The 14,528-nt window shown below is 71.0% G+C and carries 13 protein-coding genes; all 13 read left to right on the top strand.

The genetic code is table 11. From position 1 onward, the window contains the following. Positions 1–259: 259 nt before the first annotated feature. Genes mraZ through ftsA form a run of 13 tightly spaced genes read left to right on the top strand, consistent with a single transcriptional unit; the run spans position 260 to position 14,453 of the window. A complete protein-coding gene (mraZ, locus tag E1B00_RS07160) occupies positions 260–703 on the top strand; it encodes a division/cell wall cluster transcriptional repressor MraZ (protein WP_139447048.1) in 444 nt (147 codons plus the stop codon). A gap of 14 nt (positions 704–717) precedes the next feature. Then, entirely contained in the window at positions 718–1,704 is a 987-nt protein-coding gene (rsmH, locus tag E1B00_RS07155) for a 16S rRNA (cytosine(1402)-N(4))-methyltransferase RsmH (protein ID WP_139447773.1), read from the top strand. A gap of 2 nt (positions 1,705–1,706) precedes the next feature. Next, positions 1,707–1,970 carry a cell division protein FtsL gene (gene ftsL / locus E1B00_RS07150; RefSeq protein ID WP_139447771.1) on the top strand — a complete coding sequence of 88 codons (264 nt, stop codon included), beginning with the start codon at positions 1,707–1,709 and terminating at the stop codon, positions 1,968–1,970. Beyond that, positions 1,967–3,748, top strand: a complete 1,782-nt coding sequence (locus E1B00_RS07145) for a peptidoglycan D,D-transpeptidase FtsI family protein (protein ID WP_139447046.1) — start codon at positions 1,967–1,969, stop codon at positions 3,746–3,748. Before ftsL ends, E1B00_RS07145 begins: the two co-directional genes overlap by 4 nt. Beyond that, positions 3,745–5,232: a UDP-N-acetylmuramoyl-L-alanyl-D-glutamate--2,6-diaminopimelate ligase gene (locus E1B00_RS07140; RefSeq protein ID WP_139447044.1), complete on the top strand. Its 1,488-nt coding sequence runs from the start codon at positions 3,745–3,747 to the stop codon at positions 5,230–5,232. The genes E1B00_RS07145 and E1B00_RS07140 overlap by 4 nt, the downstream gene beginning before the upstream one ends. After that, positions 5,229–6,611: a UDP-N-acetylmuramoyl-tripeptide--D-alanyl-D-alanine ligase gene (locus E1B00_RS07135; protein WP_139447042.1), complete on the top strand. Its 1,383-nt coding sequence runs from the start codon at positions 5,229–5,231 to the stop codon at positions 6,609–6,611. Before E1B00_RS07140 ends, E1B00_RS07135 begins: the two co-directional genes overlap by 4 nt. Next, positions 6,601–7,683: a phospho-N-acetylmuramoyl-pentapeptide-transferase gene (gene mraY, locus E1B00_RS07130; RefSeq protein WP_139447040.1), complete on the top strand. Its 1,083-nt coding sequence runs from the start codon at positions 6,601–6,603 to the stop codon at positions 7,681–7,683. Before E1B00_RS07135 ends, mraY begins: the two co-directional genes overlap by 11 nt. Position 7,684: 1 nt before the next feature. Then, positions 7,685–8,995, top strand: a complete 1,311-nt coding sequence (gene ftsW / locus E1B00_RS07125; protein WP_139447038.1) for a putative lipid II flippase FtsW — start codon at positions 7,685–7,687, stop codon at positions 8,993–8,995. Further along, the gene (gene murG, locus E1B00_RS07120) at positions 8,992–10,068 is read left to right on the top strand and encodes an undecaprenyldiphospho-muramoylpentapeptide beta-N-acetylglucosaminyltransferase (protein WP_139447036.1); all 1,077 of its coding nucleotides are present in this window, start codon (positions 8,992–8,994) and stop codon (positions 10,066–10,068) included. Before ftsW ends, murG begins: the two co-directional genes overlap by 4 nt. After that, positions 10,068–11,501: a UDP-N-acetylmuramate--L-alanine ligase gene (gene murC / locus E1B00_RS07115; RefSeq protein ID WP_139447769.1), complete on the top strand. Its 1,434-nt coding sequence runs from the start codon at positions 10,068–10,070 to the stop codon at positions 11,499–11,501. Before murG ends, murC begins: the two co-directional genes overlap by 1 nt. Next, positions 11,498–12,472, top strand: a complete 975-nt coding sequence (locus E1B00_RS07110) for a D-alanine--D-alanine ligase (RefSeq protein WP_139447034.1) — start codon at positions 11,498–11,500, stop codon at positions 12,470–12,472. The genes murC and E1B00_RS07110 overlap by 4 nt, the downstream gene beginning before the upstream one ends. Beyond that, positions 12,469–13,221, top strand: a complete 753-nt coding sequence (locus E1B00_RS07105; protein ID WP_139447032.1) for a cell division protein FtsQ/DivIB — start codon at positions 12,469–12,471, stop codon at positions 13,219–13,221. The genes E1B00_RS07110 and E1B00_RS07105 overlap by 4 nt, the downstream gene beginning before the upstream one ends. Continuing rightward, a complete protein-coding gene (gene ftsA, locus E1B00_RS07100; RefSeq protein ID WP_139447030.1) occupies positions 13,218–14,453 on the top strand; it encodes a cell division protein FtsA in 1,236 nt (411 codons plus the stop codon). The genes E1B00_RS07105 and ftsA overlap by 4 nt, the downstream gene beginning before the upstream one ends. Positions 14,454–14,528: the final 75 nt, after the last annotated feature.

The following is a 14,528-nucleotide window of genomic DNA, read 5'->3' as shown; positions in this document are numbered from 1 at the left end:
CGGTCAGGCTGCGGACCGGCGCGTGGGCCCATCCCGCCGATCTGTGAGGTGTTTCACGGCGCTGGATCAAATCCATGTGAAACAACACTTGCCAAACGGTTCTTAAACAAGACTCTCAAGTTTCGCGCAAAGTCTTGATCCGCCTAGCGAAATTGACCCGAAAACTTCCTTGACAGCCCCTGGAGCCAGGACTAACGTGGGCTTCCGAGGGAATTTCGGGTTTTTTGTGGCTTTTGGTGGATAAGGACTGATCCAGGGCATGTTCCAGGGCGAAACCGCGATCACGATCGACGACAAGGGCCGGCTGGCGATCCCCACCGCCGCCCGGGATCTCGTCGCGCGCGCCGGGAACCGCCTGGTCGTGGCCTACAACCCATATGAAGCCGGCTGCCTGTGGCTGTACCCGGAAGCGGCCTGGGAAACCGTCCGCGACCAGGTGATGGCGCTGCCGAACGCGAAGAAGGTCCACCGCAACCTGCAGCTGAAGCTGGTCGGTGCGGCCACCGTCGTCGAGCCCGACAGCAACGGCCGCGTGACCCTGCCGGCCAGCCATCGCGCCGCCGCCGGCATCGAGAAAAAAGCGGTGCTGCTCGGCATGGGCGGCAAGTTCGAATTGTGGAGCGAGCAGGCGCACCTCGCGCAGATCCGTCAAACCATCGGTGAAGACGAGATCAGCGAGGACATGCTCGACCTCAGGCTGTGACGGGCGTGGCCGGGATGCGGGAAGCCACGCAGCCCAGCCATCTCCCGGTGATGTTCGCCCAGGTGCTGGACGGCCTGCGTGTGCTCGGGAATGGCCGGTACCTGGATGGAACCTTTGGCCGCGGCGGTCACGCCCGCGGCGTGCTCGACCGGCTGGGGCCGGATGGACGGCTGTTGGTGATGGACAAGGACCCGGAAGCGATCGCCACCGCCCACGCACTGTTTGGTGCGGACGCGCGCGTCGCCGTCTACCGCGGTTCCTTCGCCGACCTCGGGCACTGGGATGAAACCGCCGCCGGCCTGGACGGCGTGCTGCTGGACCTGGGCGTGTCCTCGCCCCAGCTCGACGTCGCCGAGCGCGGCTTCAGCTTCGCCAAGGACGGTCCGCTGGACATGCGCATGGACCCGGAGTCCGGCGAAAGCGCCGCCAACTGGCTGGCCCGCGCCGACGAGCGCGAGATCGCCGACGTGCTGTGGACCTACGGCGAGGAAAAGCTCAGCCGCAAGATCGCCCGCACCATCGTTGCGCGCCGCGACGACACACCGCTGCTGCGCACCGCCCAGCTGGCCGAGCTGATCTCGTCGGTGGTCGGCCGCGGCGACAGCAAGATCCACCCGGCCACCCGCAGCTTCCAGGCGATCCGCATCTTCATCAACCGCGAACTCGAGGACCTCGAGCGCGGGCTCGCCGCCGCGCACGACCGCCTCAAGCCCGGCGGCCGGCTGGCGGTGATCAGCTTCCACTCGCTGGAAGACCGCATCGTCAAGCAGTTCATCGCCCGCCACGCCAAGGCGCCGCCGGGAAACCGCCGCATGCCGGTGGAAGTGGCGTTCACGCCGAGCCTGCGCGACGTCTCGGGCGCCATGCGCGCCGAATCGTCGGAAACCGCGGTGAATCCGCGCGCCCGCAGCGCGGTGCTGCGCGTGGCCGAGAAGCTCGGGGGCGTGCCGCACATGGATGTGCAAATGTCGCGAGCGCAGGACGCGCAGGAGCGACCATGAGCCTGCGCGCGCTGGTGCTGCTGGCCCTGGTGCTCGGCGTGATCGCCAGCGCGATCGGCGTCGTCTGGGCGCGCCACCTGCACCGCCAGGCCTACATCGAGCTGAGCACGCTCGAGCGCGGCCGCGACGAGCTCAACATCGAGTTCGGCCGTCTGCAGCTCGAGCAGGCCACCTGGTCCGAAGCCAACCGCATCGAGCAGGTCGCCGGCACCCGCATCGGCATGAAGTTCCCGGAAGACGCCGACATCGTGGTGCTGCGCCCATGAAGACCCGGGCCCGCGTCTACAACCCCCGCCAGCGGCTGTATGCCGTCGGCATCGTGCTGGGCCTGTGCGCCCTGGTGCTGGTCGGCCGCGCCGCCTTCCTGCAGCTGATCGGCCAGGACTTCTACCAGCAGCAGGGCGACGCGCGTTTCCTGCGCGAAGTGCCGATCGCCACCTCGCGCGGCATGATCACCGACCGCAATGGCGAGCCGCTGGCGGTGTCCTCGCCGGTCGAGTCGGTGTGGGCCAATCCGCAGGAGCTGCTGCAGCACCCGGACCGCCTGCCGGCGCTGGCCGAGGCGCTGTCGATCCCGCGCGACGTGCTGGAGAACCGCATCTCGCAGCGCGCCACCAAGGAGTTCGTCTACCTGCGCCGGCACATGAACCCGGACGTCGCCCAGGCGGTGATGGACCTGGACATCCCGGGCGTGTACTCGCAGCGCGAGTTCCGGCGCTTCTACCCGCACGGCGAGGTGATGGCCCACGTGCTGGGCTTCACCAACATCGACGACGCCGGCCAGGAAGGCCTGGAGCTGGCCTTCAACGACTGGCTGACCGGCACGCCCGGTTCGCAGCGCGTGATTCGCGACCGCCGCGGCCGCACCGTCGAGAACGTGGACCTGGTCAAGGCCGCCGAGCCGGGCCACGACCTGACGCTGTCGATCGACCGCCGCATCCAGTACCTGGCCTACCGCGAGCTGAAGTCGGCGCTGATCGAACACGGCGCCACCAGCGGTTCGGTGGTGGTGCTGGACGTGCCGACCGGCGAGATCCTGGCGATGGTCAACCAGCCCTCGTTCAACCCCAACTCGCAGGGCGGCGCCACGCTCGATTCCAAGCGCAACCGCGCCGTCACCGACGTGGTGGAGCCGGGCTCGGTGATGAAGACCCTGACCTTCGCCGCGGCGATCGAGAGCGGCAAGTTCACGCCCAGCACCCTGGTCGACACCTCGCCGGGCTACATGACCCTGGCCGGCGGCCACCCGATCCGCGACTTCCGCAACTACGGCGTGCTCAGCCTGACCGGCGTGCTGACCAAGAGCTCCAACGTCGGCGCCACGCGGGTGTCGAACGAGCTCACCAGCGAACACCAGTACGACATGTACACGCGCTTCGGCCTGGGCCAGACCAGCGGCAGCGGTTTCCCGGGCGAAGTGCAGGGCGTGCTGCCGCCGCCCAACCGCTGGGGTCCGGCCGAGAAGGCGACCATCAGCTACGGCTACGGCCTGTCGGTGACGCCGCTGCAGCTGGCGCGCGCCTACGCCGCGATCGGCAACGGCGGCCGCCTGCACCAGGCGACCTTCGTCAAGGGCGGCAACAAGGACAGCGTGCAGGTGGTGGACCCGGCCATCGCGCGCCAGCTGATGGCGATGATGGAAACCGTCACCGGCCCCGAGGGCACGGCGCGGCGCGCGGCGGTGCTGGGTTACCGCGTCGCCGGGAAGACCGGCACCTCGCGCAAGGCCAGCGGCGGCGGTTATGCCGCCAAGCGGTATGCCGCGGTGTTCGTCGGCCTGGTGCCGGCGACCAATCCGCGTTTCGCGATGGCCGTGGTGATCCACGAGCCGCAGGGCCTGGAATACGGCGGCGGCGCGGTGTCGGCGCCGGTGTTCCACCGCGTGATGGACGGTGCGCTGCGCCTGATGGACGTGCCGCCGGACGATATCGAACAGTGGTTCGCCGCCCAGGCCAAGCGCGCCGCGCCGAAGGTGGCCGCCGCGGCCGCGCCCGCCGCGCCGGCGCCGGCGGCGGTGAACCCGGTGCCGGAGGTGCTGCGATGAGCCGCGCCCTGTCCCTGCATGCGCTGCTGCGCGACGTGGCGATTCCGCCGGCCGGTTTCGACCCGCAGATCACCGGCCTGAGCGCCGACAGCCGCGCGCTGCGCCCGGGCGACGCCTTCATCGCGCTCGCCGGCGCCAGCACCCACGGCCTGCGCCACGCCGCCCAGGCCGAGGCCGCGGGCGCGAGCGTGATCCTGTTCGAACCGCCGGCGCCCGCCGGCGCGCCGCGGCCGCGGCACGTGGTCGCGGTGCCGGGCCTGCGCCAGCGCCAGGGCGAACTGGCCGACCGCTTCTACGGCGCGCCGTCCGCGGCGCTGTCGGTCACCGGCGTCACCGGCACCAACGGCAAGACCTCGACCGTGCAGCTGATCGCCGAAGCGCTGACCCTGCGCGGCGACACCGCCGGCAGCATCGGCACGCTGGGCGCGGGCCTGCACGGCCAGCTGGTCGCCGGCGAGCGCACCACGCCGGACGTGATCGCCGTGCACCGCCTTCTGGCCGAGATGCACGACGCCGGCGCCACCCACGTGGCGATGGAAGTGTCCTCGCACGCGCTGGAGCAGGGCCGCGTGGATGCGGTCGCGTTCCGCGTCGCGGTGTTCACCAACCTCACGCGCGACCATCTGGATTTCCACGGCAGCATGGAGGCCTACGGCGCCGCTAAGGCGCGCCTGTTCGCCTGGCCGACGCTGCAGACGGTGGTGGTGAACCTGGACGATCCCTTCGGCGCCGGCCTGCTCGCCAGCGCCCACGCCGATGCCCGGCGCATCGCGCTCAGCTCGCGCGGCCACGCCGACGCCACCCTGCGCGCCGAATACGTGACCCTGGCGCCGGACGGCCTGCGCTTCGAGCTGGTCGAAGGCGATCACCGGCACGCGATCGCCACGCCGCTGCTGGGCCGCTTCAACGTCGACAACCTGCTGGCCGTCGCCGGCGTACTGCGTGCGCTGGACTGGCCGCTGGCCGAGGTCGCGGCGATGCTGCCGCGGCTGTCGCCGGTGGGTGGCCGCATGAGCCGCGTCGGCGGCCGCGACGGCCAGCCGCTGGTGGTGGTGGACTACGCGCACACGCCCGACGCGCTGCAGCAGGCGCTGGCCAGCCTGCGCGAACACACGCCCGGCCGCCTGACCTGCGTGTTCGGCTGCGGCGGCGAACGCGACCCCGGCAAGCGCCCGCAGATGGCCGCGATCGCCCAGGCCGGCGCCGACCGCGTCATCGTCACCGACGACAATCCGCGCAACGAGGACGGCGACCGCATCGTCGCCGACATCCTGGCCGGCTTCACCCGCACCGACGCCGTGCAGGTGCAGCGCGACCGCGCGCTCGCGATCGCCGACGCGCTGCGCGACGCCGGTCCCGGCGATGTCATCCTGATCGCCGGCAAGGGCCACGAGCCCTACCAGGAAGTCGGCGGCGTGAAATATCCCTTCGACGACCTGCAGGTCGCGCGCACCCAGCTGCTGGCGCGGGAGGCCGCACGATGAGGCCGATCGCGCTGTCGCAGGCGGCACGCTGGGTCGAGGGCCGGCACCTGGGCGCCGACGTCGAGTTCACCTCGGTCGGCATCGACGGCCGCACGCTGGCGCCGGGCGCGCTGTTCGTCGCCCTGCGCGGCGAGCGCCACGACGGCCACGACCACGCCGCCCAGGCCCTGGAGCGCGGCGCCGTCGCCCTGCTGGTGCAGCGAGAAGTGGACTGCCCGCTGCCGCAGGTGCTGTGCGCCGACACCGAGGAAGCCCTGGGCGAACTCGCGGCCGGCGTGCAGCAGGGCCGCCCGGCCGTGGTGGCGGCGCTGACCGGCAGCAACGGCAAGACCTCGGTGAAGACCCTGCTGCTGGGCATCCTGTCGCGCGCCGGCAAGGCTTACGCCAATCCCGGCAACCGCAACAACGAGATCGGCCTGCCGCTGGCGGTGCTGGACGCGCCGGAAGACGCGCGCTTCGCGATCTACGAGATGGGCGCCGGCAAGCCGGGCGACATCGCCTACCTGGCCTCGATCGCGCCGCCGAACGTCGCCCTGGTCAACAACATCATGCCGGCGCACATGGAGCGCATGGGCAGCCTGCTGGGCATCGCCGAGACCAAGGGCGCGATCTACGAGGCCCTGCCCGACGATGGCGTGGCGGTGGTCAATGCCGACGACGCCTTCGCGCCCTGGTTCCTGCAGCGCATCGGCGCGCGCCGGGTGCTGCGCTTCGGCCTCGAGAACGATGCCGACGTGCGCGCCAGCGCCATCGTGGCCACGCCTGAGGGTTCGCGCTTCCGCCTCCACACGCCGGCCGGCGCCGCCGACATCGTGCTGCCGCTGCCGGGCCGCCACAACATCATGAACGCGCTGGCCGCCACCGCGATGGCGCTGGGCGCCGGCGCCGCGCTCGACGACGTCGTGCAGGGCCTGGACGACGCCCAGCCGGTGCCGGGCCGGCAGATTCCGCACACGCTGCGCAACGGCGCGGTGCTGGTGGACGACAGCTACAACGCCAACCCGGGTTCGGTCGCCGCGGCCATCGCCGCGCTGGTCCAGGCCGGCGGCGAAGCCTGGCTGGTGCTGGGTGACATGGCGGAACTGGGCGAGGGCGCCGAGCTGCTGCACGCCGACATCGGCAGCCAGGCGCGCCGGGCCGGCATCGCGCGGCTGTGGACCGTTGGCGCGCTAAGCGCCGCCGCCAGTCGCGCCTTCGGCGATGGCGCGCGCCACTTCGACAGCCCCACGGCGCTGACGGCGGCGCTGGGCAGCGCACTGCATGTCGGCGGTCCGGGCCTGCGCTGCCTGGTGAAAGGTTCGCGCTCGAGCGCGATGGACAAGGTGCTGGCCGCGCTGCTGGCCGCCGACAGGGAAGGGGACGGACACCATGCTGCTTGAACTGGCCCGCTGGCTGAACGCGATGGGGTGGATGCCGGCGCTGTTCGGCTACATCACCTTCCGCGCCATCCTGGGTGCGCTGACGGCGCTGCTGCTGTCGCTGTGGCTGGGTCCTTACGTGATCGCGCGGTTGGCCCAGCTCAAGGGCGGCCAGCCGATCCGCACCGACGGCCCGCAGTCGCATTTTTCAAAGGCCGGCACGCCGACCATGGGCGGCACCCTGATCCTGATGACGATCACGCTCTCGACCCTGCTCTGGGCCGACCTGCGCAACCGTTACGTCTGGGTGCTGCTGGGCGTGCTGCTGGCCTTCGGCGCCATCGGCTGGCTGGACGACTGGATCAAGATCGTGCGCCGCGACCCGAACGGCCTGAAGTCGCGCTGGAAGTATGCGCTGCAGTCGGTGTTCGGCCTGGCCGCGGCGCTGGTGCTGTACTACACCGCCGACCACGCCAACAACACCACGCTGTTCCTGCCGCTGCTCAAGGACTTCGCGGTGCCGCTGGGCGCGATGTTCGTCGTGGTCGCCTACTTCTGGATCGTCGGTTTCTCGAACGCGGTGAACCTGACCGACGGCCTGGACGGCCTGGCGATCATGCCGACCGTGCTGGTGGCCGCGGCGCTGGGCATCTTCGCCTACGCTTCGGGCAATGCCGTGTTCTCGCAGTACCTGCAGATCCCGGCGATCCCGGGCGCGGGCGAGATCACCATCTTCTGCGCGGCGATCGCCGGCGCGGGCCTGGGTTTCCTGTGGTTCAACACCTATCCGGCGATGGTGTTCATGGGCGACATCGGCGCGCTGGCGCTGGGCGCGGTGCTGGGCACGATCGCCGTCATCGTGCGCCAGGAAGCCATCCTGGTGCTGATGGGCGGCATCTTCGTCATCGAAACGCTGTCGGTGATGATCCAGGTCGCCTCGTTCAAGCTCACCGGCCGGCGCGTGTTCCGCATGGCGCCGATCCACCACCACTTCGAGCTCAAGGGCTGGCCGGAGCCGCGCGTGATCGTGCGCTTCTGGATCATCTCGGTGATGCTCGTGCTCGTCGGTCTCGCGACCCTGAAGGTGCGCTGAGATGATCCCCGCCGACCGCACCAGCCAGGCCACCAAGCTCGACGCCCTCACCGGGCGCTACGACCCGTGGCTGCTGGGCCTGGTGCTGGCCCTGGCCGGGCTGGGCGTGGTGATGGTCGCGTCGAGCTCGATCGCGATCTCGGAAGGGCTGGACGTGGGCCCGTTCTATTTCCTGACCCGCCACATCGTCTTCCTGTGCCTGGGCCTGGGCCTGGCCTGGGGAATGATGCAGCTCGAACTCAAGCTGGTCGAGAAGTACAGCCAGTGGCTGCTGCTGGGCTGCTTCCTGCTGCTGCTGGCGGTGTTCCTGCCCGGCATCGGCCACACCGTCAACGGCGCGCAGCGCTGGATCAACCTGGGCGTATCGAACTTCCAGGCCGTGGAAGCGGTGAAGGTGCTGCTGATCATCTGGCTCGCCAGCTACCTGGTGCGCTATCGCGACGAGATCGGCAACCGCTGGCGCACCCTGCTCAAGCCGCTGGGCGTGGCCGGTGCGATCACCGCGATCCTGCTGCTGCAGCCCGACTTCGGCTCGGCGGCGCTGATCCTGGCGATCACCGGCGGCATGGTCTGGCTGGGCGGCGCGCGCATCCAGCACCTGGCGCTGATGGCGGCGCTGACGCTGCCCGCCCTGGCGGCAGTCGCGGTGGCCGCGCCCTACCGTGTCGCGCGCCTGAAGTCCTTCCTCGACCCCTGGGCCGATCCTTTTGACGACGGCTTCCAGCTGACCCAGGCCCTGATCGCGATCGGCCGCGGCGAGTGGTTCGGCGTCGGCCTGGGCGGCAGCGTGCAGAAGCTCTTCTACCTGCCCGAGGCGCACACCGACTTCATCTTCTCGGTCACCGCCGAGGAGCTGGGTTTTGTCGGATCGTTCCTGATCATCGCGCTGTTCGCCGCGTTCAGCGCCCGCACCTTCCACATCGGCATGCGCGCGGTGGAGATGCGCCGGCACTTCGCCGGGTTCTGCGCCTTCGGCGTCGGCTTCTGGATCAGCCTGCAGTCCTTCGTCTCGATCGGCGTGAACCTGGGCATCCTGCCGACCAAGGGCCTGACCCTGCCGCTGATCTCGTCGGGCGGCTCCAGTGTGCTGATGACCTGCGTGGCGATCGGCCTGCTGCTGCGCGTGAGCTACGAGCTCGACCGCGCCGAGCGCCAGGTCGCGCGCATCCGCGGCGACGGCGAGGCCCCGTCCGACGAGCATGCCGGTTTCGACGCCGCCGTGCCCGCGCAGTCGCCGGCCGCCGTGGTGCCGGCGGTGGGTCCGCGCGGTTCCCGGCATCGCGTCGAACCCAAGTTCGGAGCGGTCGCATGACCGGCCCCGTGCTCATCCTCGCCGGCGGCACCGGCGGCCACATCTTCCCGGGCCTGGCCGTGGCGCAGGCGCTGCGCGCGCGCGACGTGCCCGTGGTCTGGCTCGGTTCGGCCGGTGGCATGGAAACCCGGCTGGTGCCGCAGGCGGGCATCGCCATCGAAACCATCAGCGTGCGCGGCGTGCGCGGCAAGGGCGCGCTGGCCCTGTTGAAGGCGCCGTTCCTGCTGGCGCGCGCGGTCTGGCAGGCGCTGTCGGTGCTGCGCCGCCTGCGTCCGCGCGCGGTGCTCAGCTTCGGCGGTTTCGCCGCCGGCCCGGGCGGCCTGGGCGCCTGGCTGCTGCGTCGGCCGCTGCTGGTGCACGAACAGAACCGCGCGCCGGGTATGACCAACCGCGTGCTCGCGCGCCTGGCCCGGCGCGTGCTGTGCGGTTTCCCCGGCAGCTTCCCCGGCCGTGACGCCGAGACCGTCGGCAACCCGGTGCGCCCGGAGATCGCCGCGGTGCCGGCGCCGGCCGCGCGTTTCGCCGGCCGCGGCGGCGCGACCCGACTGCTGGTTCTCGGCGGCAGCCAGGGTGCGCACAGCCTGAACGTCGCGCTGCCGCAGGTGCTGGCGCGCCTGCCCGAGGGGCAGCGTCCGCAGGTGCGGCACCAGTGCGGCGAGCGCCACGCGGACAAGTGCCGCCAGGTCTATGCCGGTGCCGGCGTCGCCGCCAGCGTCGAGCCCTTCATCGCCGACATGGCCGAAGCCTACGGCTGGGCGGATCTGGTGGTCTGCCGGGCCGGCGCGCTGACGCTCGCCGAACTCTGCGCCGCCGGTGTCGGCGCGCTGCTGGTGCCTTATCCCAACGCGGTGGACGACCACCAGACCCGCAATGCCGAATTCCTGGTCGAGCGCGGCGCCGCCCGCCTGCTGCCGGAAGGCGAGGGTTTCGAGGACCGGCTGTTCGCCGCGGCCCGGCCGCTGCTGGCCGACGCGCCGGCGCGCCTGGCCATGGCCGAGGCCGCCCGCGCGGCCGCACTGCCGCAGGCGGCGCAGGCCGTCGCGGCGATCGTCATCGAGGAGGCCCGCGCATGATCCGCCGCCGTCTGCAGGAAACCGGCGATCTGGCGCGCGCCTTCCGGCGCGTGCATTTCATCGGCATCGGTGGTGTCGGCATGAGCGGCATCGCCGAGGTGCTGGTGACCCTGGGGTACCAGGTGTCGGGTTCCGATGCCAACGACTCGGCCGCCACGCGCCGCCTGTCGGCGATGGGTGCGAACGTGTTCCGCGGCCATGCCGCCGGCCACATCGCCGGCGCCGACGTGGTGGTGGTGTCGAGCGCCATCAAGGCCGAGAACCCGGAGCTGGCCGCCGCGCGTGCCGAACGCATCCCGGTGGTGCCGCGCGCCGAGATGCTCGCCGAGCTGATGCGCTTCAAGCGCGGCATCGCCATTGCCGGCACCCACGGCAAGACCACGACGACCTCGCTGGTGGCGAGCGTGCTCAGCGAGGGTGGCCTGGACCCGACCTTCGTCATCGGCGGCCAGCTGCTGTCGGCCGGCGCCAACGCCCGCCTGGGCGGCGGCCAGTGGCTGGTGGCCGAGGCCGACGAGAGCGACGGCAGCTTCCTGCGCCTGAACCCGCTGGTGGCCGTGGTCACCAACATCGACGCCGACCACCTCGAGAACTACGGCGGCGACTTCGAGCGCGTGAAGGCCGCCTTCAACGAATTCCTGCACCGCCTGCCGTTCTACGGCCTGGCCGTGCTGTGCGTGGACGACGCCGAGGTGGCCGCGCTGGCCGCGGAAACGCCGCGCCACCTGGTCACCTATGGCATCGCGCAGAAGGCCGATGTCTTCGCCCGCGACGTCCGCCAGGAGGGTGCCTGCATGCGCTTCACCCTGCACCTGCCGGAGGCCGCGCCGCTCGACGTCACCCTGAACCTGCCGGGCCGCCACAACGTGCTCAACGCGCTGGCCGCCGCGGCGATCGGCTGGCAGCTGGGCGTCGAACCGCAAGCCATCGCCTCGGCGCTGGCGAAGTTCCAGGGCATCGGCCGCCGCTTCAATCTCAAGGGCGAGCTCGACTTCGGTCGCGGCAAGGCCCTGCTGGTGGACGACTACGGCCACCACCCGCGTGAACTCGAGGCCGTGTTCGCGGCCGCGCGCGGCGGCTGGCCCGAGCGCCGGCTGGTCGTTGCCTTCCAGCCGCACCGCTACACCCGCACCCGCGACCTGTTCGACGACTTCGCCGCGGTGCTGTCGAGCGCCGACGCGGTCGTGCTGACCGAGGTCTACCCGGCGGGCGAGGCGCACATCGCTGGTGCCGACGCCAAGTCGCTGGCCCGCGCGATCCGTGCCCGCGGCCGCATCGACCCGGTGGTCGCCGGCAGCGCGAAGGAGCTGCCGCCGGTGCTGGCCGACGTGCTGGCCGACGGCGACCTGCTGCTGATGATGGGCGCGGGCGACATCGGCTATGTCGCCGCCGACCTGGCGGCCCACGGAATGAATGGGGTGACCAAGGCATGACGCCCGTCTCGAACCCGACCGTACTCGCCCCGCGCGTGACCGAACCCAAGGCCTTCGGCCGCGTCGCCGTGCTGATGGGCGGCACCAGCGCCGAGCGCGAGGTCTCGCTCGACTCCGGTCGCAACGTGCTCGAGGCGCTGCGCGCCCGAGGCATCGACGCGCAGCCGGTGGACGGCATCCCGGCCCTGATCGAGGCGCTGGGCGCCGGCCGGTTCGACCGCGTCTTCAACATCCTGCACGGCAACAAGGGCGGCGGTGAGGACGGCACGCTGCAGGGGCTGCTCGAGGCGCTGAAGGTTCCGTACACCGGTTCCGGCGTGCTCGGTTCGGCGCTGGCGATGGACAAGATCCGCACCAAGCAGGTCTGGCTGTCGCTGGGGCTGTCGACGCCGCGCTACGTGCGCCTGGCCAAGGGCGCGAATGTCCATGATGCCGCGCGCGAGCTGGGCCTTCCCGTGATCGTGAAGCCGTCCAGCGAAGGTTCTTCGGTGGGCGTGTCGCGCGTGTTCAACGACGCCGACCTGGACGCCGCGGTCGAGCTGGCGGCCCGCTACCCGGGCGAGCTGCTGATGGAGCAGCTGATCGTCGGCGGCGAATACACCGTCGGCATCCTGGGCGACGTGGCGCTGCCGACCATCCGCATCGTGCCGGCCGGCGAGTACTACGACTACCACGCCAAGTACCTGGCCGAAGACACCCAGTACCTGTGCCCGGGCCTGGAAGACGCCGCCGCCGAGCGCGCAATGCAGGCGCTGGCCCTGGCCGCCTTCCGCGCCGCCGGCTGCACCGGCTGGGGCCGCGTGGACGTGATGCGCGACAAGGCCGGCAACAACTATCTGCTGGAAGTGAACACCGCACCGGGCATGACCAGCCATTCGCTGGTGCCCAAGGCCGCGCGCCAGGTCGGTATCGACTTCGAAGACCTGTGCTGGCGCGTGCTCGAGACCAGCCTGGAGGCCGCGCGCGGATGAACGCCCTGCTGCGCATCCTGGCCTGGAGCTTCGCCATCGTGCTGGTGGCGCTGCCGGTCGTGGCCGTGCTCAACGGCTGGATCGCCGGCGAGCGCTGGCCGATGCGCCGTCTCGCCGTCACCGGCGAGTTCCGCCAGGTGGACGAGGCCGCTGTGCGCGAAGCGGTGCTGCCGCTGGTGCGCAATGGCTTCTTCGCCGTGGACCTGGACGAAGTCCGCACCGCGGTCTCGGCGCTGCCCTGGGTCGAGAAGGTAGAGGTGCGCAAGCGCTGGCCGGACAAGCTCGAAGTGAGCCTGAGCGAACACACGCCGGTGGCGCGCTGGGGCGAGGACCGCATGCTGTCGGAAGACGGTGAGCTGTTCGCCGCGCCCGAAGGCGCCGGCGCCGGCCTGCCGCTGTTCGAGGGCCCGGAAGCCCGCGCCAGCGAACTGATGTCCTTCCACAGCCTGGCCCGGCCACTGTTCCTGCCGATCGGCCTGCGCGTCGAAACCGTGCGCCTGAGCCCGCGCGGCAGCTGGAGCCTGCGCCTGGACGACGGCACCGAGATCGAGGCCGGCCGCGGCGACCCGCAGGCGCGCCTGGCGCGTTTCGCCCGGATGCTGCCGCAGCTGCGCGCCGACGAACCGCGCCTGCTCGAGCGCGCCGACCTTCGTTACACCAACGGCTTCGCCATCGTCTGGAAAGACGCTCCGGCGCCTCCGCCCGCTCCCCCTGAATCCACCGCTCCCGCAGCACAGGCCAACACATGAATCGCAAAGGCGACAAGTCGCTGATCGTCGGGCTCGACATCGGCACCTCGAAGGTCACCGCGCTGGTGGGCGAGTATTCGCCCGGCCACGAGATCGAGGTGATCGGCATCGGTTCGCACGAATCGCGCGGCATGAAGCGCGGCGTGGTGGTGGACATCGAGTCCACGGTGCAGTCGATCCAGCGCGCGATCGAGGAAGCCGAGCTGATGGCCGGCTGCGAGATCCGCTCGGTGTACGCCTCGATCTCCGGCAGCCACACCCAGTGCCGCAACTCGCCCGGCATCGTGCCGGTGGCGGGCGGCGAGGTGACCTATGCCGACCTCGACCGCGTGCTCGAGGCCGCCAAGGCGGTCGCGGTGCCGGCCGACCAGAAGATCCTGCACGCCATCGCCCAGGAATACATCGTCGACAACTCCCAGGAAGGCATCCGCAACCCGGTCGGCATGTCGGGCGTGCGCCTGGAAGTGCGCGCGCACCTGGTCACCGGGGCCCAGTCGGCCGCCAGCAACGTCATGAAGTGCGTGCAGCGCTGCGGCCTGCAGGTGGACGACCTGATCCTGAGTTCGCTGGCCTCGAGCACCGCCGTGCTGACCGCCGACGAACGCGAGCTGGGCGTGGTGCTGGTGGACATCGGCGCCGGCACCACCGACATCGCGGTGTTCGTGCAGGGCGCCATCCGCCACAGCGCCAGCCTGCCGATCGCCGGCGACCAGGTCACCAACGACATCGCCCACCTGCTGCGCACGCCGACGCCGGAGGCCGAACAGATCAAGGTGCGTTATGCCTGCGCGCTGGCGCAGCTGGCCACCGCCGAGGAATCCATCCAGGTGCCGAGCGTGGGCGACCGCCCGCCGCGCCGCCTGGCGCGCCAGGCCCTGGCCGAGGCGGTGCAGAACCGCTACGAGGAAATCTTCGAGATGGTGCAGGCCGAACTGCGCCGCTCCGGCTTCGAGGAGCTGGTGCGCGCGGGCCTGGTGCTGACCGGCGGCGCCTCGCGCATGGAGGGCGTGGTCGAACTCGCGGAAGAAATGCTGCACATGCCGGTGCGCGTGGGGATTCCCCAGCACGTCTCCGGCCTGGGCGAAGTGGTCGGCAACCCGGTGCACGCCACCGGCGTGGGCCTGCTGCTCTGGGGCAGTCAGATAGAGAACCCCCGCCGCCCGGCGCTGTCGGCCGGCAAGGCGGGAACGATTTGGACGAAGTTCAAGAACTGGTATCGCGGTGAGTTCTGAGCGACGTCGTAGTGGTGGCGGCACAAGCTTGAAACAACAACAAACAGAAAACCCCTGGATCGAATCACGGAGGAC

The organism is Arenimonas terrae (assembly GCF_006265115.1).
GTDB lineage: Bacteria > Pseudomonadota > Gammaproteobacteria > Xanthomonadales > Xanthomonadaceae > Arenimonas > Arenimonas terrae.
Note: the sequence above shows the minus strand (reverse complement) of the source record. Positions and strands in the feature narration are given on the sequence as shown.